Below are 22643 nucleotides of genomic sequence, written 5' to 3' on the forward strand. Positions count from 1 at the left end.
AGTGTAGAACTAATCTTTATAAAGGGGCGGTAAGCAGAAGAGGGGGAGTATAGATGAAAGAACTCAAAACCCATCTTAGAGAATTGGAAGGAGCGCATATCAGTCTGGACGTCAGGTCTTCCGCTGAAAAGCTGGATCAGATCCTTGCAGATGATTTTTGGGAGATTGGCAGTTCAGGAATCATTTATACGAAAAAAGACTGTCTGAATCTTGGGGTCGTTCTGTCAGAAATGACGCTAAATCATTATGAGATTCAGATTCTGGCAGAGGATACGGTTCTGAGTACATATAAAGTCAAGGATACGACGCGGAAGAGGAACACGTGGAGGAGCTCGATCTGGAAGAAAACCCATGGCAGATGGCAGCTGTATTTCCATCAAGGGACAATCATCCCGGGTCAGTGACAAAGGAGGTGTGCTTGTGGAACCTGTATGGAAAGTCTATGGATATATCACCCGCTTTTATAAAGAAAAGCCGCAGGTGCTTGTTTTTCAACATTCAGTTCCTGAGGCCGGCATTCAAATTCCTAAAGGAACTGTGAACCCGGGGGAAGATCCTCTTCATGCTGTTGTAAGGGAAATGGTGGAGGAGACAGGGCTGACTTCCGTCTATGTAGAAAAATTACTGGCGGTGGATAAGTGGATGAATACCGATAGTAAACAGCACAAGCGTTATTTTTATCAACTCAACACCACGGAATTAAAAGACAACTGGGCACATCACCCAATCGGAGGCCGAGAAGAAAGGGGACTGACTTTTCATTTCTTTTGGATTTCGTCTGAAGAGGAAGTAAGTTTAATTCGAGGACATGGAGACTACCTCCACCTTATATTTGCAAAGTAAACAAAACGGTTTGAAGAGACAGGAGGGAACAATAATGAAACAGATCATCGCTGTAGGTGGAGGAGGATTTTCGATGGATCCTGAAAATCCGCTGTTGGATACGTACTTGTTGGAGCAGTCATCGAAAACAAAGCCCCACATCTGTTTTATTCCGACCGCCAGCGGAGATTCTGGCAGTTATATGGCCAGATTTTACAACTTTTTCGAAAACTATGCCTGTCAGCCTTCCCACCTCTCTTTATTTCACCCACCAACAAGAGATCTCAACAGTTTTCTACTGGAAAAGGATATCATTTTCGTCGGTGGTGGAAATACGAGGAATATGTTGGCGTTATGGAGAGAATGGGGAGTGGATGAGATTCTGAAAAAAGCGTGGGATCAGGGCGTCATCCTTGCAGGTGTCAGTGCCGGATCGATCTGCTGGTTTGAGGAAGGCGTCACCGATTCTTTCGGCGGGGAACTTGAACCGCTGCAAGGGCTCGGCTTTCTTCCCGGAAGCCACTGCCCTCATTACGATGGAGAACCGAAAAGAAGACTCGCTTATAAGAAATTAATGGCTGAAGGGAAAATCAAGCCCGGACTGGCCGTTGATGACCACGCCGCTGCCCACTATATTGATCACCATCTGCACAGAGTGGTGAGTTCTAAGCCGAACGCGCGGGCTTACCGGCTTTATCACAACCGTGGTATAGAGGAAGAGGAGCTGGACACGCTTTACTTAGGAATAGATGAATGAACATACATCAAAAAAAATTGATGCTTTCAATTGACATCTTTGCTGAGGGATGAATATAATGCGGTTATATCAAAAAAAATTGATGTAGAGGTGAGACGATGAAAACAGTAGAAAGTAAAGCAGGAACTGAAGAGGATTTTTCCTTTGACGTGTATGAAAAGAAATTCAAGGCACTCGCGGATGAGCTTCGTCTTAAAATCATGTATGAACTGAATCAGAAGGGACAGCTGTGTGTCTGTGATCTGACAGAGCTTGTCGGACTCCCGCAGTCCAAACTTTCCTACCATTTGAAAATCCTTCACGATGCCGGTTTTATTCAGAGGGAAAAGAAGGGGACCTGGAACTATTACCAGTTGAATGACCCGGAAGTCAAAGCGATCTTGTCGCCGGAACTCTGCTGCATCTTTTACCCTGGTCAGTAAACAGGGTAAATCTATACATTATACATCAAAAAAAATTGATCTATTGTGATCGTTACATCAAAAAAAGTTGATGCAGGGAGGGATCTTATGAATGCTTTTCTCGAGTTTATGAAAACATTCCTCATTTTGTTTGCGGAGTTGACCGCATTGTTCATTCTCATCAGTTTTCTCGTCAGTCTTCTGCAGCAGAAGGTGACAGAGGAGCGGATTAAACGGGTGTTGGAACGACCGAATAAGTGGAGCGGTTACCTGTATGGAACGGTGCTCGGGGCACTGACGCCATTTTGTTCGTGTTCGACGATCCCCATTCTGGCGGGGCTGCTTTCTTCTAAAGCACTGTTTGGACCGTCGATGTCCTTCTTAGTAGCCTCACCATTATTGAACCCTGTCATTGTCCTTCTGCTGTGGACGCTGCTCGGGTGGGAATTGACGTTGTATTATGTTCTGATTGTCGGTGCTTTCTCCCTTCTGATTGGAGTGGTATGGGATCTTCTCGGGCTTGAAAGGTTCGTGAAAAATGTAAGGGTCCGGAAAGGAAGCCCTGATGTTGAAGCGGATGAGCCGAAATGGAAGGTGGCCCTCCGGGATGCCTGGGGATTCTTTTATCCTGTTCTGCCGTTCCTTCTTCTCGGCGTATTTATGGGTGCTTTCATTCATGACTTTATCCCTCAGGAGATGATTGCCAGGTTTGCTGGTGGAGATCAACCGTGGACGATTCCGGTCGCTTCCGTCATTGGTATCCCCATGTACATCCGAGCGGAAGCGATTCTGCCGATTGCCGATGCACTGGTCAGTAAGGGCATGGGGGTCGGTGCCATTATCGCCTTGGTTATCGGTGGTGCGGGCGCCAGTATTCCTGAGGTGGTTTTGTTGAATAAATTGTTCAAGCCGAAGCTCGTCACCGCTTTTGTTGTCTCCATCCTCGTGGTGGCGGTATCCACAGGGTTTATTGTGCAGGCGGTACTTTAAAGGAGGTGAAATCCATGGCTGAAAAAAAGAAAGGCCTTCGCGGTTTGTTTTCCAAATCTGATAAAAACTGCTGTCATGTAGACATTGAAGAGATAGAGGAAAAAGAAACAAAGGAAAACGATAGCGAAGAGGACCGGGAAGAAGAGCGTCAGGAAAACGCATAGAGTCTGACGGGAGAGTCTTTAAGGAAGGCTCTTCTGCTTTTGTTATAGTAAATGAGGAGGGAAGTATGTATGCTGCATAAATCGGGCGCATTGACGAAGGATTATTTTAAGTCTTATCTAAAGCTCGTTTTAAACAGTGGAGACCTCTCTATCGAGCAAGCGCAGGAAATCGTCCTGCAGCGATTGTTCGGCGGGGACAGGTCTGTTTTAGGAAAAGAATCACTGGAAAACTTCCAACGAGCCTGTGAGGAAATAAAGCAGATAAAGCCTTCTTTATAAAAAAGGAGGCAGCTTGTAGAGAAACCCCTGTTTCTTTACAAGCTTTTTTCTTTCTTACCGCCAGGAGCGAAAGCCCCTTCCCTTTCCGCGGACGAGCGCCCGAGCTTCCTCGCAAAACCCACGCTCGGCGATCTCGGACCACTCGTTCTTCCGCAGGAGTGGAAGGGGCACCGCTCCTTGGGAATTCTTTAAAATCGAAAAAGATTTTCCTTCACCCAGCTCACCCTTACTGGATGGCCATCTTTTTCATATTCCGGCAGGCAGCCGTTATCAGCCCCTGTTCTTTCCCTTTTTCTTTTCCACGCAATCGGCAATCGCGAAGCCTATGCCGTTCTTTTGAATCTGCGAAGTTACGCTCGACTTTTTCTTTTCTCATACGGTATATCTACTTTCCTTCATTTTATCGTAGCGTAAAGTTGTTTTCCACAGGGACCGGCACGAAGAGCGTTTGGTGGTGACGCCTGCGGGAACAGCGCGAGCCGAAGATCCACTTGGTCAAATGGTTTCTTGACCAAGTTAGCTGAGGCCGTGCCCGCGGCAAGCATCTGCCGATAAGCGGAACGTGCCCTCTCAACAAGACATGCGGACAACTCTAATCGGATAGGGCGAACTTGTTCTACAGACTGCCTTCTTTATAAAAAAGAAGTTTTTTTTAATGATTGAGTTCAGGGGAATCTTTTGAAATAATTGGAATCGTAGAAGAGGAGGGAAACGTATGTTTACGATGCATGTGGATGACGAAGTAGAGCTGTCCATCCTTGAACCGAGACACGCGGAGCCCTTGTTCCAGCTGGTCGACAAAAACAGGGACCGCCTCGGGGTGTGGCTTTCCTTCCCCGCAAAGACGAGAGAAAAAGCGGACTCACTAGCTTTCATCAGAAGGTCCCTGACAAGGATGGCCGATGGAAATGGTTTCTGGGCAGGTATCCTGTATAAAGGGGAGCTGGCCGGTTCCACTGGATTTCTATACATAGATCAGGAAGCGGGAAGGACGGAAATCGGCTACTGGCTCGGAGATGCCTTTACGGGCAGGGGTCTTGTAACGAAAGCGGTCCGGAAGATGGTCGATTACGCATTTTTTGAGCTTGGGTTAAGAAAAGTGAACATTCAGACGTCCGGAGGAAATGGAAAAAGCAGGGCGGTTCCCGAACGGCTCGGATTCACGAAGGAAGGAGTCCTGCGTGAGTATGAATATTTGAACGGGAGCCATCACGACAGGATCGTTTATGGTTTGCTGAAAGAGGAGTGGGGGAAATTTTAACGAACTATTATAGGCTGAAAAAGGTTCTGCGGATTGTCGTTTTAGGTATTGGTCTAATGGTAATAACAGCCGGCATTTATCAAATCATTCATCCAAATTCGTCTTCTCCCTTTCTGTTTCTCCTATCAATTCAAATGACAGCATTGGCTCTTTATTGGAGCGTTCAAAGGAAACTGGAACGGTTGGGAGGTGAGCAGTCATGAGCTATTCCATCAATCCGAAGAGAATCAGGGATACGGTCACAGTTCTCTTTCCCCTTCTGTGGTTACTCCTCTCCAGCGCATTCGGTGCATCGGTTCAACTGTTCCTGGTGATTCTATTATTTTTAGCGATGGGCAGTTTATTTCGATTTCAAATTGATATTCAGGATCAGCGATTGATTTATACCGTTACCTATCTGAAGAAGCGGGTTTTAAATAAAGAGCTGGTACCTGAGCATATCCAAACGCTTAAATTCTTCCGGACCGGCTGGAAAAAGAAAGCGGCTGCCATCAAAACCTATAAGGGCTTGAACATCCCGTTAGTGGTGATGACAGAGCCGGAGGGGTATGACGAATTACTGGCTTTTGGCAGGAGAAATCAAATCGATGTAGAAAAAACAAAGGACTACATGCTTTTGGAACGGATGGATTCTTAAAAGGAAATGAAAGAGGAGGAGTTCTATGTATCGATCCTTTGTCGTATGTGTTCTTCTTTCCGTTGTTTTCATTTTTTCTGCCCTTGTTTCCTGGTATGAAGGAAGTGCGCTTCTGGATAAATCATGGGAATGGGCTCATTCCGCCCCTTTTTCCAAAATGATTAACGGGGAGGTTATGGGAGAGGAGCAGATTGTCCAGCTGGATTACTTCGTGTATGCCGCTAAGTTCAGACCGCTGTTTCCGATGCTGATGTTCAGCAGCTTCATTCTACTGGTGTTGGCTGTGGGCTCGATCTTGACGAAAGGCCGGTGGAAAGGGTCGATGGTTTTACTGGCTTTATTAGGGGCGGGACTGTTTGCTTTCAGTTTTCTCAGCTATGCTTCTTCCACAATTGGCGGACATCTCTTTTTTTACTTCGGAATAGCTGCCGGGATGTTTGCCGTGGGAAGTGCCCTGTTGATGTATGTCCGGTTCGGCCGGAGAACAGTATAAAAGAGTGTAAGTAATACGATTCTTTTCCTTTAACTGGGATTCCGTGCGGGTGTTCCGTTGGCCCCGCCGTGGATTTGGACATACGATAGGTAACACGGAGGTGATTAAGTTTTTTCGCACAGCTAGGTGTATTCCTGGCAGTCGCAGGCATATCAGCTCTAGGAGCGGGACTCTTCGGACCTTGTAAGTCATACTTCTACGTAGGTATGATTGCTCTGTCCCTCGTAGGAATCGCTTTTGTAGATAGAGGTCCATGGAACCTTCCGTTTATGTTCGGGATCATTGCATTGTCAGGCATCCTTTATACCATCAGAAGGCTTAGAGTCCGGTAAATAAAAAATTAAGTTGTGGTTAAATAGTGTTCGAAGTTTTTCGAAGATTTCATTACGGTATAAATCCAGCGCTGTGCCCTGTCTTTTATTTGCGACGGGGCTGTTTGATTTAGAGAACAACAAAGATGAGTAAAGGTTTCGTGTAGGAGGACCGGACGTATGAAAACGTATGGAGTTTTATTTGCCCTTTTATTAATTACACATACGATGACACTTGTAAACATTACGATTTTTGATGGTCAATGGAACGGCATTGTTCTGTTTTTATCCAGTATCCTTTTTCTTATTGGAGCGGTGTTCTTTGGGACAGAATTCAAAGCTCGCAGAAAAATGAACACATAAGTCCAGGAAAGGACTCCAGCCCGCCATTATGGCGGGCTTTTTTACGCTTCATCTCTCATGATCTGCTGTTTTTTTCCGAAGAGCGCTCTGTAATCCTGCCCGCAAAAGGCACCCAACGCGGAACGTTACTATGGACATCTATAGGTGCTTTTTCTAATGGCTGAGACCGTATCGAGTCCAGTACTTTTTTACAGGTATTGACCTGCCTTTCTATCAAGTGGAACGTTGTATCCTTTAGACAGATTAGCATTGAGAAATATGTATATATTTGGAATAATAGATAGAGAGAATAATAGAAAAGGGATGAAGGGGATATGGCAGGAAGAAAACCACTGATCAAACGGATTAAATGGCCTGGCTGGGTCGTTCTTCTGCTGATTGCCGGTCTAATAGGAACGGGAATGGTGAAATGGCTTACGCCTGTATCTGGTAAAAGCAGCAGCGCCCCCTACCTCTATTTCCAGGAGGAGACGGAGGAAGCGGATACCTACACGCTCTCCATCAGCACCGCCTCTATGGAAGAGGATGAACAGAACGAGGAAGTCCAAGCGTGGATGGAACAGGAAAAAGAAAGCTTTTTCAACAAAGTGGAAAAGTATGGCGGGGAGCTTGGCAGCGGCCGCCGTGCGCATTTAACCATTGAGGTTGATGCTCATAAGGGGCGCGGGGATACATACAGCTTTATTTTCCGCTCCCACAAAAGGGTGGAGGAAAAGCAGTCCGAGTCAAAGGTGCGGGTCTTTACACTGAACAAGGAAAATCAAAGCGTGAAGCTTACGAGCCTGCTGGATAACCCTGAAGCTGTCCGAGGTATTCAGGAGGGCGTGGAGCAGCAGTTGAAAAAGGAAAGCCCTGATGGAGAGGCGCTTGCAGATATTATAAACCGGCCGGATGATTGGAACTGGTCCATACGAGGTAAGAATTTGACCGCTTATTTCAATCCGGAAGACCTCGGAATAGACAGGGAAGATTTTGTTCAAGTGAACATACCTCTGGAACGGATTCTTTCTTTTAAAGACTCCGGACAAAAAGTTGTGGCGCTTACCTTTGATGATGGCCCCAATCGGAATGTGACACCGGAAGTTCTGGATATTTTAAAGCATCACAACGCCAAAGCTACTTTTTTCATGATGGGTGAACAGGTGGATAAATCTCCCGACCTTGCCAAAAGGGTGGCTGATGAGGGGCATGAGATCGGCAACCATACCGATCAGCACAAGGATTTAACGAAGATGGGTATGCCGGCCGTCAAGAATGAAATGCAGGCGTCCCGTAATAAAATTATCGAGGTAACCGGGCAGCGACCGTCTGTTTTTCGCCCTCCCTACGGTGCTGTCAATGAAACCGTGGAGGAGGCAGCCCGGCACTTTGGGTCATCGGTGGTATTATGGTCCGTGGATTCCCACGACTGGAAGAGCAGAGATCCGGAGGCCGTGAATAAAGTGATCGAGAAAGAAGTCGTTCCCGGATCGATAGTCCTGCTGCATGATGTGCATAAGGAAACGGCCGAAGCTCTGCCGACGCTGCTGGACTATTTGGAGAAGGAAGGCTATCAGTTCGTGACAGTGTCTGAACTGCTTTCCATCCAAGGGTGAGAAGGAGAATGATATGAAAAAATTATGGTTGGTGATGATGCTTGGTCTTCTGCTGTCCGCCTGTTCAAATGAAGCGGCAGAGCAGGATCAGGGTATGACGTCGAAAGATACATTGAAGATAAAACCGGCGGAATTGTCAGAAAGGGAAGAGACGATCATCTCCCATCTGGGCAATGGTTTTGAATCCTTTTTTACAATGGATGGGAAGATCCCGGAAGGAGAAGGATTAAAGACGACGGTGCTTGTGATAGAAAATGGTAGCGAACCGGAAGAACGGCTGTCATCATTCTCCGGGGAAGAAGGGGAGGAGACCTATAAAAAAGACCTCCTCAGCTTTCACATGGGTGAAATGGAAGGACAAACGAACGTCAGTATCGGAACAAGCGGGACTCTGGCAGGAGGAACGGTTCAGGTGCCGAAAGCGTTAACCGGGTATGCGTTTACTGGAATAAATCAAGCATTCAAAATGAAAAAAGGGGTTTCCTATTATCCCGCTTTCATGATTGCTGCCAAAGGGGATATTCTGCGGGATCCGGGGATTGAAGATGCCCGTCAGATTCCGGACGCTGTAAAAGAGGCGGATTATGCGGTCGTATTTCAATTGGAATGGACTGAGGATGAAACGTATCATCAGTCTGTGACGGAATAAAAAGGGGGGCTTAATTACAGAAAGAGCATGACTATGCCCCCAGTAAAATGATGGACACGGAGATCAGGGCCATTTTCTTTGGACGGTCGAGTTTGTGGAAGAGCCGGAAGAACATGCTGGTCACCTCCATAAGGAAATCAGTCTTTGTTATACATACGCTGACCAACACGATTGGGTTTCGGAATCATTTGGTTAAGGGGAAATATAGCAGATACTTACATTTGGAGGGGGATTTGCTGAATGCCGACGAATGAGGAAGTGAAGGTAGAAAGCGTCGATATTGAGCGTGTGCGACAGGCGAAGAAGCGCCAGCTTTTATTCTCCAATCTATTGATGGGTGGGCTGCTTGGTTTCTATGCGATTTGTGTGTTCAATCAATGGCCGACGGCGTATTTATTAATCCTTGGTACAGTTGTTTTAATAGGCATAGCCATGTACAAGCTTTTCTCGTTATGGAGAGGAGAAGCTTGGGGATCCAAAGATATAAGAGTCATAGAGGCTTTTGAAAAGGAGCAGATGGGAAGGGAGAAGTGGTGCAGGAATAGAGGGATAGAAATTTCCATACTTATTGCTTTCCCTGTCATCGCCCTTGGATTTTTAGGACTTACTAATTTTGGGCGTCCACCTGCGGATCTCTTTTCCTTCTTTCTCCCTACGGGACTGGTATGGGTATTAATAAACGCTCGAGAAATCGGAAACATCAAAAAGCTGTCCAAGTAAAGCCTTCGGGTTTAGGATTTTATCGTTTATAAGGAGTTCTTGTCATGATGAAATGGAAAGTCACCACATACGCTTTGACAGGCGGGCTTGTGGGAATGTTTATTGATGGAATAATGATCGGTGTTTGTGCCGGATGTCTGGTTTACATCGGCATGGTAGTCGAGAAGCGCTTCGATTCATGAACAAAGGGGAGCGGATCATTTATGACCAAATCCGATAAAGCTTATGATAGGGAGAGGATGAGGCAGAAGGATTTAAAAAGAAACAGCCCCGGCCGTGAACACAGCGGCGGACTGATGGATTTGGCCGGCGGTCTCGGCTGGAAGGGAACGGGGCTGATTCTTGTCGGTTTGATTCTGGCCTTCCTTCTTTTTTCGATTTTTCGCTGAGAAAGAGCTGCTTTATAATGAAAAGGCTGCCTGGGACATTCCAGGCAGCCTTTTCATTATTTCAAAAACAGAGAAGTGCAAAAGCCCACATGAAAAATAGGGGTCGTTACATGTGCCTGGAGCCCATCTTGTTTGTTCTAGGATGATTCAAGCCACTTCACCAACTCTTTGACAATAATGTCCTGCTGTTCTTGAACAGGAATATAAGCAAGATTGTCCCCCTTTTGCTCCCCGTACCAGCCGAATTGGGCGTGGTTGCCACCCTTGATTTCATAGAGGACAGCAGCATTTGAAAGAAGAGGTTTCTTTTCCTCAATGTCTGAGAGCGTAGTCAGTCCATCTTTTTCTCCATAGATGGAGAGCATCGGGAAGTCGGAGTCCGAAAAGTCATTTTGATCAGCCGGGTAGGAAGCTAGGAAAAACAAGCCGTCCAGTTGTTCTTGATTGACATCGGCATAAGAGGCAGCGGCAACACCGCCGAGAGAGTGACCGCCGATGAACCACTCATCAAGGGGATAGCGTTCCAATATGTCATCCACTTTCTGTGCTTCAAGGATCGGGAAATTGAACCTCATGGACGGAATTGCCGTCAGGTATCCTTGTTCCCGCAGTTGGTTTCCGATATAGCTGTACGATTCGGGTTGGACTTTCGCTCCGGGATATAGCACGACCCCGGCCTTCGGCTCCCCGTCCGGTTCAAAGATTACCCAGTCTTCCTGGCGCTCCGGAATGTCTGATAGTTGGTCCGAGGGTTCGTAAGTCTGCTCCGCCCATATATAGAAAGCTCCAAAGGCAAGCAGAGCGAGGGTGAACATACCAGTAAGGATATACAGAAGCCATTTTTTCATAAGCCTTCTCCTTCTCTTTATCTGTAGTTATTCTATTCTACTAAAGACTTTACAAAAAAGCCGCTTTGATGAATGGCGGATCCTGTTTTGTGTGTTTTCTACAAAAGAAGGAAGACCTGCACAAGGCAGGTCTTCCTTTATTCGTGTACTGATTTCATCAGCTCTTCTGTTACGGAAGGGCCGACCGCTCCTGTTCCGCCTAAAATGGTGAAGTGACGGATGCCGAGCTCCTCTGCTGCTTCTGCAATGGAAGCATCAAGGTAATTAGGAGGAACAAGCAGAAACGTGCTGTTTTCTTTAGCAGCCAGGATCGATCCTGTCAATGCATCGGCGAAATCTGAACCGGTGGCTATAAATGCCCGGTCTGCCGGATTCAACTCCTTAGCGATCAAGGCTGAAGTTTCATAGCGATTTTCGCCGCCGTAACGGACGGCTGAAGGGAGCGCATGAAAAACTTCATCAGAGATTACACGCGTGCCGCCGACCGCTATCGACGCATCCACATCGGTTAGGGCCAGGGCCGTAACGTCGGGGAGTCGGATGTCTTTCGTAAGTAAAACCGGAGATCCTTTTCCTGCAGCGTAGGAGGCGATGGCCAGGGCATCAGGGAAATCCATACCATTCGCTACTACAGCTTGTTGAGGATTCCCGTTTAAGACAGCAGCAATATTAGCTGCTGTTACGAACCGGTCTTTACCACCAATCCGCTGAACGGAAAGGCCCATTCCCTTTAACTGATTTTCAACAAAAGGAGAGACCGCTTCTGTTCCGCCCAGAATGACGGCTTTGTCCGCTCCGAGTCGCTGGATCTCTTCCATGACTTCAGCTGGCAGGCGTTCTTTCGTCAGCAGGATGGGCGCATCCATTTGGTAGGCAAGTGGAGCTCCTGCCAATGCATCTGGAAAATGGTCTCCTCTGGCAAGGACGATGGTGTCTGATTCGTCCCAGCCCTGTTTAGAAATTTCAACAGCTGTTTCATACCGGTTCTCTCCGGCAATCCGGTCTGTGGCAATAGGGACGAATGGTTTGACCGCTTTCCAGAACTCCTCAGCAATTCGTTCATAGCCCTTTTCACCAGGATGGACGTTCTGCGGGTTCGGGAGGTAGGCGTCATAATTCTCAGCCACTGCCTCGAACGTAGCGACATATTCACTTCCTGATGCAGACGCCACCTTCTGGATGGTTTGATTCAATGTGTTCATCAACCGAATGAACTGCTGCTGGTCTTCTTCAGGGTAGGCAGGAAATGAATTGTAGTAGCCCATAAGGAAGATCTTCGCATCCGGATTGACGGTTCGAATCTGATGGACGACTTTTCCATAATTCTCGCCCACATTCTGCAGGATTGATTGAACGACTTCCGGATTTTTAAGCTCGTCAGGGTCTTTACTGAATACCTTTAAAAAATCGTTGGCTCCAATACTGATCGTAATCAAGTCGGCTTCAGCGGCTGATTTTACAGCCTCCTCATTCGTCTGCATCTGACTGAGCATCCCCTCCGAGGTCAGCCCCGGAACAGCGAAGGCCTTCGTGAACTCTTCAAGCCTGTCGACATTTCTTAAATCGTCGGCTAAAAAGTCGGCATAGCTGAGTCCTGCAGAACCGTCGGATCGGATACCGTAGGCGAGGGAATCGCCAAGCGCCGTGTATCTCCATTTTCCGTTATCTGTTGAATCTGCTGCCCATCCATGGGCAGGGAAGACCAACAGGGCCACAAGGAAAAGGATGGGCCATAACCGACGCCGCTTCTGTTTGCTTCTATTCACTTGCTTTCCTCCTTCTCACGTGATCTTTATAGAAAGAACGTGTGGTTTATATATTTGCGCTTTTTTCCTTTATACCTGCAAATCGTCGAAAAGAAAACCTGTTTTTTGTTCTCTCTTGGGATGGAATATACTGGATGATTTATGGTAAGGTGAAAATAATGGAGGGAGGAAGGCCGATGATACCAGCACTCCTGATTATTATTATCTCAGTGGTCGTCGATTATTTCTGGCTTGACGTGGACAGAAAAAGGTGGGGATGGATGAAATCGTGGAGCAGTTCCAAAAAAGCGGTTTTCATCTCAGGGTTCCTGCTCGTTACCATTCTTATCTATACTGGAATGGGATGACCTCAGAAAATGGGATGACAGTCAGCTTTGGAGGGAGGCAGCCGTTCCGGTATAGGGGATGGTGGTTGAAAGATTGATTTTGGGATAAAAGGGGAGGATCCAATGTCTTCTGTTCTTATCCGATGGATGCTTGTCTTTGTCCTTAGTTTATTGGCGACGCTCGGCATCTATTATACGATGAATTTCAGTTATTTGGATTATAGTGTAACAGACAAAGATCAGCTCGTTATCCATGAAGGATGGAGAGAGCCCGGGCCAATCATGAATTCAGACGTTTCCGGTGAAGAGGCTGGTTTAAATAAGCTTGGCACACATATGGAAGCCTTCAACCAATGGGTGCTCGCGGCAGCCGTTCTCCTCCCGGTTTTTATCGCGGCATACGCCGTACTTCTGAGTAAGAAAGCCCTCGGCAGACATCCGAGGAAAAAGGGGCTGTTGTGGTTAACAGTTGTTGTCCATACAGCTGTCTGTGTGTTCTTCCTGGTCCAGTGGATCCGTTACGCGGACCTGATCAATACGACTGTACATAACGTTATGTTCGGATGACCGCACAGAAAAAAGGGCCCATGGGTAAAGAAAGCATCCCAACTATCGGCCGAACCCTTTCATAAGCTGGCAGCTCTCTATATCATGGCAGCGATTTTTTTCGTAATGGGAAGGTCCTGGAAAGGTCATAGAGAGGTCCAGTGCCGTAATTGTTTAGAAAAAAAAAAAAGGGGGCGTGAATGATGCCTGTATGCAGAAAATGTGGACATGAATGGCCTTGGAAAGATACCCAGAGGCTGTCCATAAGAACACATCGCGGAGCGGTCTGTCAGTTCTGCGGAGAGAAACAGTTCCAATCCCGAAAAAGCATGCGCAAAGTGTCGCTTTTTCATCTGCTTCCATTATTGGTTCTGCCGTTTGTCATCGTGATGGATGTCTCGATAGTTTCCGGACTGGCTTTGCTATTTACAGCGGAAGCCGTCTTTTTAACCGCTTTTCCATGGATGGTGGAACTGACGAATAAAGAAGAAGCGCTTTGGTAAAGGAAACGTCTGTTGGGAAGATTCCCGGCAGACGTTTCTTTTCTCTATCTTCGTTCAAGTGGGTGGGGGCTGTGTGTCGTGTTGATGGTCACGTTCCGCTTATCGGTGGATGCTTGCCGCGGGCACGGCCTCAGCTAACTTGGTCAGGAAGACCATCTGCCCAAGTGGATCTTCGGCCCGTGCTGTTCCCGCAGGCGTCACCACCGAACGCTCCTCGTGCCATCGCCAAATGAACAGGTTCGAGGGTATATGTTGGCAACGTCTATTCGAAAGGTATGTAACATCTCCAATTCACCCGGACAGGCCGGATGATAAAAAAGAGAGTCATATTTGTTCCTGGAGGCAATGGGCATATCAACGTTTTTCAACACATGAAAAGACCTGCCAATATGGCAGGTCTTTGCTTAGTCAGCTTGCTTTCCGGCTGCTGTGATGAGGTTTCATCAAATAATCGTTAAAGAACGAATCGGTCTCTCTGACAATCACTTTATAAAGCAGCAGGAGGGCGATTAAGTTCGGAATCATCATAAGCGCATTAGCCATATTGGCGAAGGCCCAGACAAGATCCAGCTGCATGACAGCCCCCATGAAAGTGGCCCCGACATAAACAAGACGGTAAGGCACGATATACTTCAATCCAGCCAGGTATTCAAAGCATTTTTCCCCGTACATATACCAGCCTACAATCGTTGAGAATCCGAAAAAGATCACCGAAAAGGCGACGATATATTCTCCGGCAGTTCCCAGCGCATGACCGAAGGCTGCACTGGTAAGCGCACCACCGTCAAGGCCGGCCGCGTGCTGGACGCCTGAAATGTCTCCGCCGGATGGATCCCAGAATCCAGTCATCAGAAGGACAAGTCCTGTCATTGTACAAACGATGATCGTCACAATAAACGTACCGGTCATCGCTACAAGCGCCTGTTTTACTGGGTGGTCGGTTTTGGCATTCCCTGCAATCAATGCCGCTGTACCCAGCCCTGCTTCGTTGGAAAAGATTCCTCTGGAAACACCGCTTCGGACAGCTTCCATAACAACGACACCAGCGAAACCACCGACGGCAGAAATAGGTTGGAAGGCGTAGGTGAAGATCATCTCAAACGCTGGTATGATCGCATTGTAGTTCATCGTAATAATCAGCAGGGCTCCGCCTATGTACAGAAAAGCCATGACCGGTACAAAAAAGCCGGCCACCGTACTGATCCGCTGAATCCCGCCGAAAATGATCAGGGCCGTAAACAGGACGAGCACTGTACCTGTAATCCAGCCGTTAATATGAAAACTTTCGTTCATCACATCCGCAATGGTGTTGGACTGAACACTGTTGCCGATTCCGAGCGCAGCAAAGGCACCGAAGAAGGCGAAAGCGACAGCGAGCCATTTCCATTTGCTTCCAAGACCGCGTTCCACGTAATACATCGGTCCCCCGGAGTATTCGCCATTTTCATTTTTTACGCGGTATTTCATAGCAAGAAGGGCTTCGGCATACTTGGTAGCCATCCCGAGAAGACCGACAATCCACATCCAGAAGATCGCCCCGGGTCCTCCTAGCGTCAATGCTGTTGCCACACCGGCAATGTTTCCATTTCCAATTGTCGCAGATAAAGCCGTCATCAGTGTTTTGAAGTTACTGATATCTCCTTCGGCACTTTCGGTTTTATCCGTTTTTTCCTCTTTTGTGAAGGCGAGCTTGAAGGCATACAACAGTTTTCGGAACTGCAGTCCCCGCAGCATCACTGTTAAAAATAAGCCTGTCCCGAATAATAGTATAAGACTGGGTGTTCCCCATAGGACATCGTTGATTTGATTTAATAGTTCCAGCATGAAATCCCCCCTGAAATCGGTTGCTACATTGTTGTGTGGTGGATGTAAACGGTTTCTCCTTTCACACTTTATCATTCCTGTTTCTATAACTATTTGTGTAGATGTGAAATTCTAAGCGCTTACATTTGTAAAAAAACACAAAAGTTTGTAGAAAAGGCAGAACGGTGGGGGACCAATCTATTGGAATTAATTGAAGTTTAAATATTCTAATAATTGAAACTGGTATAGACAACTATAAGGGGGTGGTGGTACGATAGCTTCAATGAAACGTTTTCATATATTAGAGGAGGTACACCATGATGTTGAACTTTTTACAAAGAATCGGAAAGTCGCTCATGTTTCCGATTGCTACGCTGCCGGCTGCTGCACTGCTTGTCAGGCTCGGGATGGAGGATTTTCTCGATCTTCCGTTTATTACAGCAGCAGGAAACGGAATTCTGGGCAACCTTGCCCTTATTTTCGCCATCGGTATAGCGATGGGGTTATCCAAGGATGGAAGCGGTGCTGCTGCTTTGGCGGGGGCCGTCGGGTACCTGGTTCTTGATAATGGAATCGGTGCCATAAATGAAGATGTAAAGATGGGTGTCTTTGCCGGGGTGATTGCCGGGATTGCGGCTGGTTTGCTTTACAACCGCTACAATGATGTCAAGTTTCCGGAATTTTTATCCTTCTTCGGAGGAAAGCGATTTGTACCTATCATTACGTCCGCCGTTATGGTTGTCGCCGCTTTTGTTCTTGGTTATGTCTGGGTCTATCCACAGGCACTGTTGGATTCAACAGCGGACTGGATATTAAACGGTGGAGCCGCTGGTGTTGGAATATACGGATTCTTAAACCGTCTGTTGATTCCAGTTGGACTGCACCACGTGATGAATACATTGATCTGGTTCGATTTTGGTACTTTTACAACGGCTGGAGGAGAAGTCGTACGCGGGGAAATCAACCGCTTCTTGAACGGCGATCCGTCTGCTGGCAGCTTCCTTGCCGGATTCTTCCCTGTCATGATGTTCGGTCTGCCGGCGGCATGTCTCGCTATGTACGCTGCTGCGAAAAAAGAACGCAAGGCAGCCGTCGGGGGGATGTTCCTGAGTATCGGTCTTACATCGTTCCTGACCGGTGTAACAGAACCGATCGAATTTTCCTTCATGTTCCTGTCTCCACTCCTTTATGTCGTTCACGCCGCTTTAACAGGAGTATCGATGATTCTGGCCTATCTCTTTGATGTTCGTCACGGTTTTGGATTTTCTGCCGGATTGATCGACTACGTATTGAATTACAATATTGCACAAAACCCGTTCACTCTTGTTTTCATCGGCTTGTTCATGGCTGCTGTCTATTTCTTTGTGTTCTACTTCCTGATCATCAAGCTCAATTTGAAAACGCCGGGTCGTGAAGACGAAGAAGAAGTAGAAACAGAAATAGAAGAAGGTACAGACGAATATGAAGCGAAAGCTTATCATTATTTAGAAGCTCTTGGTGGTAGAGATAATATTGAAACGCTCGACTATTGTACAACCCGTCTCCGTCTTGAAATGAAGGACCGTGACATCGTCAATGAAGCCGCGTTGAAGCGTTCCGGCGCCCGCGGTGTAATGAAGATCGGCCGTAAGAACCTGCAGGTCATCGTTGGAACGACGGTGGAGTTTGTAGCAGAAGCCATGAAAAAACAGATGCAGAACCCAGGAATGACGGCTCCATCTGCTCCAAGGACCGAACAGGAAAAAGCTCCTGGTTCCACTGGAAGAAGATTGAACAAAGAAGAGTTCGCCATGCCGGTCAACGGACGGATTCTGCCGCTTGAAGAAGTACCGGATCAAGTCTTCGCAGAAGGTATGATGGGGCCGGGATTTGCGGTGGATCCAGCGGATGGCACGATCGCTTCTCCTGTGAAAGGTAAGGTAGTTCAAGTCTTCCCTACAAAGCATGCGGTCGGTCTGGAAACGGACAAAGGTCTTGAGCTGTTGATTCACGTTGGTCTGGATACGGTGAAGCTGCAAGGTAACGGATTTGAAGCTCTTGTTGAAGCCGGCGATCTTGTCGATCAGGGGACGGCGCTATTACAGGTGGATCTTGATTTCGTGAAGAAGGAAGCTCCCTCTGTTATTACGCCAATCATTTTTACAAACCTGGAAAGTGAAGAGGTTCAACTGCTCCAACAGGGTGAAGCGGTGCGTGGAGACAAAGGTATTTTGGAAGTGACAGATAAAAAGGAGGGCGTCAGTGATGAATGAAATGGTCATAATCAATGTGGATATCGTCTCTACTGACTGCACCATCACATCCGGCTCCGTCCGGATCCAAGAGGGGAAAATCGCTGAAGTTTCGACTGGGACACTGAAAAGCTCTGGAACGGTTGTTGATGGGAAGGGCAGGAAGATGATGCCTGGGTTCATCGATGTACACATTCATGGTGCGGCTGGGCATGACGTGATGGATGCTACGCCGGAAGCTCTTCATGGCATGAGTGTACAGCTGCCGGGGGAAGGTACGACGAGCTTCCTTGCGACAACGATGACCCAGTCACGTGAAAACATAACGAAAGCTATCAAAAACGCCGGGTCATTCAAGGAATCTCAGGTTTCCGGAGAGGGGGCCGAAATGCTCGGCATCCATTTGGAAGGTCCGTTCATTTCAGAGAAAAAGGCCGGCGCCCAGCATCCGGATCACATTATCAAACCATCCGTCGAGTTGTTTCAAGAGTGGCAGCAGGAAAGCCGCGGTCACATCAAGCTTGTTACGGTTGCCCCTGAAACCGAGGGAGCCTCTGCTTTCATTGAAGAAGTAAGTCGGACAGGCGTCGTCTGCTCACTCGGTCACAGTGATGCCCGTTTCGATCAGGTAACAGAAGCCGTCGAAAGAGGAGCGCGTCATGTGACGCATTTGTACAACCAGATGAGTGGCCTGCATCACCGTGAGCCGGGTCTTGTTGGGGCGGCCTTCATGAACGATCATCTCCTTGTAGAAATGATTGTCGATCATATTCATGTCCATCCCGATGCCGTCAAATTGGCGTATCAAAATATTGGAAGCGGACGGTCAATTTTGATCACTGACGCGATGCGTGCCAAATGTCTTCCGCCGGGGACGTATGATCTCGGCGGGCAGGATGTTTTTGTAGAAAACAATGAAGCCAGGTTGTCCGATGGAACCCTTGCCGGCAGCATTTTAACGTTGGAGGAAGCCGCTAAAAAGATGAAACAGGACGCTGGATTGTCATGGCAGGAACTGGTCAGTATCACTTCTTGGAACGCCGCCGTCCAGCTGGGTGTCGAAAACCGTAAGGGGAGCATCGAACAAGGAAAGGATGCGGACCTTGTGCTGGTGGATGAGCAAGGGAATGTCACCCTTACGATGTGCAGAGGAACGATCAGCTACAACGCAGAGGAGGGGCTGTAATGGAAATCTTCGTTACGAACAACTATGAGGAACTCAGTAGAAAAGCGGGAGAGATCATCGACAGCCAGCTGAAGAAAGACCCTGCTTCTGTGCTCGGTTTAGCTACAGGCAGCACCCCCCTTGGAACGTACAAGGAGCTTGTAATGAGTTATGAAAAAGGGGAGACCGACTACAGCTTTGTATCTACATTAAATCTGGATGAATATGTCGGCTTGAGTCCGGACCACCATCAAAGCTACCGCCGCTTTATGAACGAACATCTCTTTGACCAGATTAACATTCAGAAAGGAAATACCTACATTCCTGATGGCAAAGCAGATAACCTGGCTGAGGAATGTGAGCGTTATGAGCAGGTGATTGATGAGATCGGCCCGCCGGACCTGCAGCTGCTTGGTATCGGGGAAAACGGCCATATCGGTTTCAATGAGCCGGGAACGTCATTTGAGAGCGGCACCCATGTGGTGGAACTGACTCCTTCTACGCGTCAGGCGAATGCCCGCTTTTTTGATACAATGGAGGAAGTACCGACGCATGCGGTTACGATGGGGATTCAATCCATTCACAAAAGTAAAAAAATCATTCTTCTGGCCTCCGGAAAGCGCAAGGCTGAAGCTATCCGTCAGCTGATTTACGGGGAGAGGGATGAGCAGTTTCCGGCTTCCTCCTTAAAGGAACACCGGGATTTGACGCTGATCGTCGACCGTGAGGCTTATGCGTTAGTAAACGAGAAAGGGTGAGCGATTGTGCTGAAAAAGAATCATCCGCTCCCGATGTATTATCAAATCGAAGAGTTTTTAAAGCTGGAAATCAATGAAGGAGCGTTCCATCCGGGAGATATGATCCCTTCGGAAAGAGAGTTGTCGGAACGCTTTCAAGTCAGCCGGATGACCGTTAGACAGGCGGTATCCAACATGGTAAATGACGGCATTCTGTATAGGGAAAAAGGAAGAGGAACGTTCGTCGCAGAAAAGAAAATTGAACAGCCTCTGAAAGGGCTGACAAGCTTTACCGAGGATATGAAGCTGCGCGGCATGAGTTCATCCAGCCGTCTTTTATCGTTTGATGTGATGCAGGCCCCTCAGGACATCGCCTCTAAATTGAACCTGGATGATGACGGGGATGTATATGCCGTCAAACGTATCCGATTCGCTGACAAGCAGGCGATGGCAGTAGAAACTTCTTTTCTTCCTGTTTCTCTGCTTCCGGATCTAACGGAGGAAATCGTCCATGGATCGATGTATGAGTATTTGGAGAACGTGCTTGATCTTAGAATCAGTCATGCGTGTCAGGAGATTGAAGCTCGTGCGGCGGATGAAAAAGAGAGTGAAGATCTTCAAATTGAAGCGCACTCGCCTGTCCTCCATATTGAGCGGTGCAGTTACCTTGATAACAGAGTTCCGTTCGAAGTTGTCAAATCCACCTACAGGGCGGATCGCTATAAGTTCATTAGTGATATTGAGCGGTAAGGAGGATGTCATGAGTTACTTAATGGATGTGACCCGCCGTCTTCAGGCATTGGCAGGGCGCCAGTCAGAGGCTTTTGAAGTCATCAGTCGTCGATATGCGGAAGTAATCAGCAGGGGCGGCGTGATTCATATGTTCGGCTGTGGGCATTCCAGTTTGATTGCCCAGGAAGCGTATTACAGGGCTGGAGGTCTGGTTCCAGTCCGTCCAATCATGATTGAACCTCTTATGCTTCATCAGGGAGCTGCCATGGCCAGTCGCAATGAGAGGACCCCCGGTTTTGTCGGTCCTTATTTAGAAAAGGAAGACGTGAAGCCTGAAGATGCGGTACTGGTCATTTCCACCTCAGGCCGAAATCCAGCTCCAGTGGAAGCAGCGGAGTTTTTCAAGGAGATGGGTGTGTATACGACAGCTCTGACATCGCTCTGCTATGCTGACTCCCAGCCTTCCCGGGTGGATTCAGGGAAACGGCTGGAAGATGTGGCTGAGAACGTCATTGATATGGAAGTTCCCGTCGGTGACGCAGTCATGAAAGGGAAGGGAACTGATTATTCCCCCGTATCCACGGTACTTGGAACGGCCATCATCCACGAGCTTTTGACCCGCACCATTCAGCACTTGGAGAGGAGCGGTAACGAAGTGCCGATATTCAAAAGTGGTAATGTGGATGGCTCTGACGAACATAACCAAAGAATGATGGAGCATTATACACGGATTCGTTTTTAACGTGAAGGCACGTTTTAAGTATGCATGGCGGTTCGTGGAATAGTGAAAATCAAAAACCCCGTCCGGTGAACAGGTTTCGTTCACCGGACGGGGTTTTTTTTCAGCTTTTTAAGTTGCTGCGGATATACTGGATGATTTTTCTCAGTTCTGTCGGTGCCGGGCGGCCGAACGGACTCGTCTGTCTCTGCTGGTACAACACCCGTCCCTCAGCGTCGGTCAGAAAGTAGGCGGGATCTCCGTGCGTGCCGTGATCCTCATAAGGCGCATTTTCATCGTGGAAGTGCACCTGGTAGTCTTTTAAAAACTGGAAGTTCGTATCATTCAGCACAGGAAAACTGAATTGATGTTCCTGCTGCATTTTTTCAAGATCGGCTTGTTCATCGTGGGTAACTGTAATCAGGTGGATCTTTTTATCGTTAAAGTATCCCTGGTCCTTTTCCAGCTGGTCAAGCTCATTCATGCAGGCAGGGCACCACGATCCCCGGAAAAATATAATCAAATGCCAGTGATCCTCTTCATGGCTTTTTAAATCCTCATAAAAACAGAATTCCCCGCCGGTAATTTTCGGAAGGGTAAAATCAGGTGCTTTTTCATTCAATGTAAACATCCAAACACACTCCTTTATCCATACTTCTCTTCTAAAATGCCCACAATCAAATGTAAACATGTGTGAAGTTTTTGTAATTTACCTTACAAATTGGAAAAAGCAGGATTAAAATAAAGTCAAAAGGGAATGAACATTCAATATACTTAAGAGGAGGGTTTGACACGATGACAGGTTTGAAAGCGCTGCTCTTGAACTGTAGTTTAAAGAAAACATCGGAGGAGACATCCCATACCGAAGCACTCGGACGGGAGGTTCTCGATATCCTGGAAAACGAAGGGGTACATACGGAAACCGTCCGTCTGGCGGATTATCATATTCCAAACGGCGTGGCGAAGGACCTCGGGGACGGAGATGAGTGGCCGGAGATTTTTGAAAAGGTCAAAGAGCGGACATCCTTCTGATCGGAACACCGCTTTGGCTCGGGGAGAAAAGCAGCATCGCAAGTGTGGCGATGGAACGTTTGTATGGAAGCAGCAGTGAAACGAATGAAAAAGGACAGGCGGTCTACTACAACAAAGTCGGAGGCGTCGTCATTACTGGGAACGAAGATGGAGCCAAGCACGCCGCTGCCTCTATGATTTACGGCCTTTCCCATATAGGTTTCGTCATTCCTCCGAATGTGGATGCCTACTGGGTCGGAGAAGCCGGTCCCGGCGCGTCTTATCTGGATGAAGGCGGCGGAGAGGAGAATGAGTTTACAAAAGGTCATGTGAAGATGCTTGCCTACAATACGCTGCACCTGGCCCGTATTTTTAAGAAAAATCCTATCCCTGCTGTTGGCAATACCACAGAGTAAAAGGAGCTGC

Annotated in this window: 28 protein-coding genes and 2 pseudogenes; 25 read left to right on the plus strand and 5 right to left on the minus strand. The window is 47.6% G+C overall.

All coding sequences use genetic code 11. The annotated features are described in order from the left end of the window. Nucleotides 1-53: 53 nt before the first annotated feature. From QMA39_RS01550 to QMA39_RS01580, 7 genes are all read left to right on the plus strand, one after another. Nucleotides 54-404, plus strand: a complete 351-nt coding sequence (locus QMA39_RS01550; RefSeq protein ID WP_281657803.1) for a DUF4440 domain-containing protein — start codon at nucleotides 54-56, stop codon at nucleotides 402-404. Between the two features lie 16 nt (nucleotides 405-420). Beyond that, nucleotides 421-843, plus strand: a complete 423-nt coding sequence (locus QMA39_RS01555; protein ID WP_281657804.1) for an NUDIX domain-containing protein — start codon at nucleotides 421-423, stop codon at nucleotides 841-843. Between the two features lie 34 nt (nucleotides 844-877). After that, nucleotides 878-1579, plus strand: a complete 702-nt coding sequence (locus tag QMA39_RS01560) for a peptidase E (RefSeq protein ID WP_281657805.1) — start codon at nucleotides 878-880, stop codon at nucleotides 1577-1579. 98 nt (nucleotides 1580-1677) lie between these two features. Next, nucleotides 1678-2001: a metalloregulator ArsR/SmtB family transcription factor gene (locus tag QMA39_RS01565; RefSeq protein WP_281657806.1), complete on the plus strand. Its 324-nt coding sequence runs from the start codon at nucleotides 1678-1680 to the stop codon at nucleotides 1999-2001. Nucleotides 2002-2088: 87 nt separating this feature from the next. Continuing rightward, the gene (locus QMA39_RS01570) at nucleotides 2089-2970 is read left to right on the plus strand and encodes a permease (RefSeq protein ID WP_281657807.1); all 882 of its coding nucleotides are present in this window, start codon (nucleotides 2089-2091) and stop codon (nucleotides 2968-2970) included. A 14-nt stretch (nucleotides 2971-2984) separates the two neighbouring features. Continuing rightward, on the plus strand, nucleotides 2985-3134 hold the full coding sequence (locus tag QMA39_RS01575) for a hypothetical protein (RefSeq protein ID WP_206932191.1): 150 nt from the start codon (nucleotides 2985-2987) through the stop codon (nucleotides 3132-3134). 69 nt (nucleotides 3135-3203) lie between these two features. Continuing rightward, on the plus strand, nucleotides 3204-3413 hold the full coding sequence (locus QMA39_RS01580) for a hypothetical protein (protein WP_027953856.1): 210 nt from the start codon (nucleotides 3204-3206) through the stop codon (nucleotides 3411-3413). A gap of 226 nt (nucleotides 3414-3639) precedes the next feature. On the opposite strand, the pseudogene QMA39_RS01585 reads toward QMA39_RS01580, so the two are convergent. Next, nucleotides 3640-3807: pseudogene (locus QMA39_RS01585) on the minus strand (transposase); the annotation flags it as partial. A gap of 321 nt (nucleotides 3808-4128) precedes the next feature. Between QMA39_RS01585 and QMA39_RS01590 the strand changes: the two are divergent. From QMA39_RS01590 to QMA39_RS01630, 9 genes are all read left to right on the plus strand, one after another. Next, nucleotides 4129-4674, plus strand: a complete 546-nt coding sequence (locus QMA39_RS01590) for a GNAT family protein (protein ID WP_281657808.1) — start codon at nucleotides 4129-4131, stop codon at nucleotides 4672-4674. Nucleotides 4675-4873: 199 nt separating this feature from the next. Continuing rightward, nucleotides 4874-5311, plus strand: coding sequence for a hypothetical protein (locus QMA39_RS01595; RefSeq protein WP_281657809.1), 438 nt, complete (start codon nucleotides 4874-4876; stop codon nucleotides 5309-5311). 25 nt (nucleotides 5312-5336) lie between these two features. Next, nucleotides 5337-5804 carry a YjdJ family protein gene (locus tag QMA39_RS01600; protein WP_281657810.1) on the plus strand — a complete coding sequence of 156 codons (468 nt, stop codon included), beginning with the start codon at nucleotides 5337-5339 and terminating at the stop codon, nucleotides 5802-5804. 491 nt (nucleotides 5805-6295) lie between these two features. Continuing rightward, nucleotides 6296-6478, plus strand: coding sequence for a hypothetical protein (locus tag QMA39_RS01605; protein ID WP_206932203.1), 183 nt, complete (start codon nucleotides 6296-6298; stop codon nucleotides 6476-6478). A gap of 314 nt (nucleotides 6479-6792) precedes the next feature. Then, nucleotides 6793-8073 carry a polysaccharide deacetylase family protein gene (locus QMA39_RS01610; RefSeq protein WP_281657811.1) on the plus strand — a complete coding sequence of 427 codons (1281 nt, stop codon included), beginning with the start codon at nucleotides 6793-6795 and terminating at the stop codon, nucleotides 8071-8073. 13 nt (nucleotides 8074-8086) lie between these two features. Continuing rightward, nucleotides 8087-8722: a hypothetical protein gene (locus QMA39_RS01615; protein ID WP_281657812.1), complete on the plus strand. Its 636-nt coding sequence runs from the start codon at nucleotides 8087-8089 to the stop codon at nucleotides 8720-8722. 240 nt (nucleotides 8723-8962) lie between these two features. After that, nucleotides 8963-9442, plus strand: a complete 480-nt coding sequence (locus QMA39_RS01620) for a hypothetical protein (protein ID WP_281657813.1) — start codon at nucleotides 8963-8965, stop codon at nucleotides 9440-9442. Between the two features lie 44 nt (nucleotides 9443-9486). Then, nucleotides 9487-9624, plus strand: a complete 138-nt coding sequence (locus tag QMA39_RS01625) for a hypothetical protein (protein ID WP_206932209.1) — start codon at nucleotides 9487-9489, stop codon at nucleotides 9622-9624. A gap of 21 nt (nucleotides 9625-9645) precedes the next feature. After that, on the plus strand, nucleotides 9646-9831 hold the full coding sequence (locus QMA39_RS01630) for a DUF6366 family protein (RefSeq protein WP_027953865.1): 186 nt from the start codon (nucleotides 9646-9648) through the stop codon (nucleotides 9829-9831). A 137-nt stretch (nucleotides 9832-9968) separates the two neighbouring features. On the opposite strand, the gene QMA39_RS01635 is transcribed toward QMA39_RS01630, so the two are convergent. Both QMA39_RS01635 and QMA39_RS01640 read right to left on the minus strand, forming a co-directional pair. Continuing rightward, entirely contained in the window at nucleotides 9969-10679 is a 711-nt protein-coding gene (locus QMA39_RS01635; RefSeq protein ID WP_281657814.1) for an alpha/beta hydrolase, read from the minus strand. Nucleotides 10680-10816: 137 nt separating this feature from the next. Next, nucleotides 10817-12445: a cell wall-binding repeat-containing protein gene (locus tag QMA39_RS01640; protein WP_281657815.1), complete on the minus strand. Its 1629-nt coding sequence runs from the start codon at nucleotides 12443-12445 to the stop codon at nucleotides 10817-10819. Nucleotides 12446-12621: 176 nt separating this feature from the next. On the opposite strand from QMA39_RS01640, the gene QMA39_RS01645 reads away from it, so the two are divergent. The 3 genes from QMA39_RS01645 (at nucleotide 12622) to QMA39_RS01655 (ending at nucleotide 13820) form a co-directional block, all read left to right on the plus strand. Beyond that, a complete protein-coding gene (locus QMA39_RS01645; RefSeq protein ID WP_169516182.1) occupies nucleotides 12622-12792 on the plus strand; it encodes a hypothetical protein in 171 nt (56 codons plus the stop codon). 102 nt (nucleotides 12793-12894) lie between these two features. Further along, complete coding sequence (locus QMA39_RS01650; protein ID WP_027953868.1) at nucleotides 12895-13338, plus strand: hypothetical protein; 444 nt, start codon at nucleotides 12895-12897, stop codon at nucleotides 13336-13338. Nucleotides 13339-13520: 182 nt separating this feature from the next. Then, complete coding sequence (locus QMA39_RS01655; protein ID WP_281657816.1) at nucleotides 13521-13820, plus strand: TIGR04104 family putative zinc finger protein; 300 nt, start codon at nucleotides 13521-13523, stop codon at nucleotides 13818-13820. A gap of 408 nt (nucleotides 13821-14228) precedes the next feature. Here the strand turns inward: QMA39_RS01655 and QMA39_RS01660 are convergent, their stop codons facing one another. After that, entirely contained in the window at nucleotides 14229-15644 is a 1416-nt protein-coding gene (locus tag QMA39_RS01660) for a sodium:alanine symporter family protein (protein ID WP_027953870.1), read from the minus strand. 299 nt (nucleotides 15645-15943) lie between these two features. On the opposite strand from QMA39_RS01660, the gene nagE reads away from it, so the two are divergent. The 5 genes from nagE to QMA39_RS01685 are packed head-to-tail and all read left to right on the plus strand — an operon-like array spanning nucleotide 15944 to nucleotide 21230. Then, on the plus strand, nucleotides 15944-17875 hold the full coding sequence (gene nagE, locus QMA39_RS01665) for an N-acetylglucosamine-specific PTS transporter subunit IIBC (protein WP_281657817.1): 1932 nt from the start codon (nucleotides 15944-15946) through the stop codon (nucleotides 17873-17875). Next, nucleotides 17868-19040: an N-acetylglucosamine-6-phosphate deacetylase gene (nagA, locus tag QMA39_RS01670; protein WP_281658365.1), complete on the plus strand. Its 1173-nt coding sequence runs from the start codon at nucleotides 17868-17870 to the stop codon at nucleotides 19038-19040. The genes nagE and nagA overlap by 8 nt, the downstream gene beginning before the upstream one ends. Next, the gene (gene nagB / locus QMA39_RS01675) at nucleotides 19040-19777 is read left to right on the plus strand and encodes a glucosamine-6-phosphate deaminase (RefSeq protein WP_281657818.1); all 738 of its coding nucleotides are present in this window, start codon (nucleotides 19040-19042) and stop codon (nucleotides 19775-19777) included. Before nagA ends, nagB begins: the two co-directional genes overlap by 1 nt. A 6-nt stretch (nucleotides 19778-19783) precedes the next feature. Beyond that, a complete protein-coding gene (locus QMA39_RS01680; RefSeq protein ID WP_281657819.1) occupies nucleotides 19784-20506 on the plus strand; it encodes a GntR family transcriptional regulator in 723 nt (240 codons plus the stop codon). A gap of 10 nt (nucleotides 20507-20516) precedes the next feature. Continuing rightward, on the plus strand, nucleotides 20517-21230 hold the full coding sequence (locus QMA39_RS01685; RefSeq protein WP_281657820.1) for an SIS domain-containing protein: 714 nt from the start codon (nucleotides 20517-20519) through the stop codon (nucleotides 21228-21230). A 100-nt stretch (nucleotides 21231-21330) separates the two neighbouring features. Here QMA39_RS01685 and QMA39_RS01690 read toward each other — a convergent pair whose 3' ends face one another. Then, entirely contained in the window at nucleotides 21331-21837 is a 507-nt protein-coding gene (locus tag QMA39_RS01690; protein WP_281657821.1) for a redoxin domain-containing protein, read from the minus strand. A gap of 164 nt (nucleotides 21838-22001) precedes the next feature. Here QMA39_RS01690 and QMA39_RS01695 point away from each other — a divergent pair. Beyond that, nucleotides 22002-22633, plus strand: a pseudogene (locus QMA39_RS01695) (flavodoxin family protein). Nucleotides 22634-22643 lie beyond the last annotated feature (10 nt).

It is taken from the genome of Halobacillus sp. Cin3 (assembly GCF_947311855.1).
GTDB lineage: Bacteria > Bacillota > Bacilli > Bacillales > Halobacillaceae > Halobacillus > Halobacillus kuroshimensis.

Bases quoted from the DNA above. Each gene is read 5' to 3' on its own strand.
- QMA39_RS01550 (WP_281657803.1), top strand. From the start codon at position 54: ATGAAAGAACTCAAAACCCATCTTAGAGAATTGGAAGGAGCGCATATC.
- QMA39_RS01560 (WP_281657805.1), top strand. From the start codon at position 878: ATGAAACAGATCATCGCTGTAGGTGGAGGAGGATTTTCGATGGATCCT.
- QMA39_RS01565 (WP_281657806.1), top strand. From the start codon at position 1,678: ATGAAAACAGTAGAAAGTAAAGCAGGAACTGAAGAGGATTTTTCCTTT.
- QMA39_RS01570 (WP_281657807.1), top strand. From the start codon at position 2,089: ATGAATGCTTTTCTCGAGTTTATGAAAACATTCCTCATTTTGTTTGCG.
- QMA39_RS01575 (WP_206932191.1), top strand. From the start codon at position 2,985: ATGGCTGAAAAAAAGAAAGGCCTTCGCGGTTTGTTTTCCAAATCTGAT.
- QMA39_RS01580 (WP_027953856.1), top strand. From the start codon at position 3,204: ATGCTGCATAAATCGGGCGCATTGACGAAGGATTATTTTAAGTCTTAT.
- QMA39_RS01590 (WP_281657808.1), top strand. From the start codon at position 4,129: ATGTTTACGATGCATGTGGATGACGAAGTAGAGCTGTCCATCCTTGAA.
- QMA39_RS01595 (WP_281657809.1), top strand. From the start codon at position 4,874: ATGAGCTATTCCATCAATCCGAAGAGAATCAGGGATACGGTCACAGTT.
- QMA39_RS01600 (WP_281657810.1), top strand. From the start codon at position 5,337: ATGTATCGATCCTTTGTCGTATGTGTTCTTCTTTCCGTTGTTTTCATT.
- QMA39_RS01605 (WP_206932203.1), top strand. From the start codon at position 6,296: ATGAAAACGTATGGAGTTTTATTTGCCCTTTTATTAATTACACATACG.
- QMA39_RS01610 (WP_281657811.1), top strand. From the start codon at position 6,793: ATGGCAGGAAGAAAACCACTGATCAAACGGATTAAATGGCCTGGCTGG.
- QMA39_RS01615 (WP_281657812.1), top strand. From the start codon at position 8,087: ATGAAAAAATTATGGTTGGTGATGATGCTTGGTCTTCTGCTGTCCGCC.
- QMA39_RS01620 (WP_281657813.1), top strand. From the start codon at position 8,963: ATGCCGACGAATGAGGAAGTGAAGGTAGAAAGCGTCGATATTGAGCGT.
- QMA39_RS01625 (WP_206932209.1), top strand. From the start codon at position 9,487: ATGATGAAATGGAAAGTCACCACATACGCTTTGACAGGCGGGCTTGTG.
- QMA39_RS01630 (WP_027953865.1), top strand. From the start codon at position 9,646: ATGACCAAATCCGATAAAGCTTATGATAGGGAGAGGATGAGGCAGAAG.
- QMA39_RS01635 (WP_281657814.1), bottom strand. From the start codon at position 10,679: ATGAAAAAATGGCTTCTGTATATCCTTACTGGTATGTTCACCCTCGCT.
- QMA39_RS01645 (WP_169516182.1), top strand. From the start codon at position 12,622: ATGATACCAGCACTCCTGATTATTATTATCTCAGTGGTCGTCGATTAT.
- QMA39_RS01650 (WP_027953868.1), top strand. From the start codon at position 12,895: ATGTCTTCTGTTCTTATCCGATGGATGCTTGTCTTTGTCCTTAGTTTA.
- QMA39_RS01655 (WP_281657816.1), top strand. From the start codon at position 13,521: ATGCCTGTATGCAGAAAATGTGGACATGAATGGCCTTGGAAAGATACC.
- QMA39_RS01660 (WP_027953870.1), bottom strand. From the start codon at position 15,644: ATGCTGGAACTATTAAATCAAATCAACGATGTCCTATGGGGAACACCC.
- nagE (WP_281657817.1), top strand. From the start codon at position 15,944: ATGTTGAACTTTTTACAAAGAATCGGAAAGTCGCTCATGTTTCCGATT.
- nagA (WP_281658365.1), top strand. From the start codon at position 17,868: ATGAATGAAATGGTCATAATCAATGTGGATATCGTCTCTACTGACTGC.
- nagB (WP_281657818.1), top strand. From the start codon at position 19,040: ATGGAAATCTTCGTTACGAACAACTATGAGGAACTCAGTAGAAAAGCG.
- QMA39_RS01685 (WP_281657820.1), top strand. From the start codon at position 20,517: ATGAGTTACTTAATGGATGTGACCCGCCGTCTTCAGGCATTGGCAGGG.
- QMA39_RS01690 (WP_281657821.1), bottom strand. From the start codon at position 21,837: ATGTTTACATTGAATGAAAAAGCACCTGATTTTACCCTTCCGAAAATT.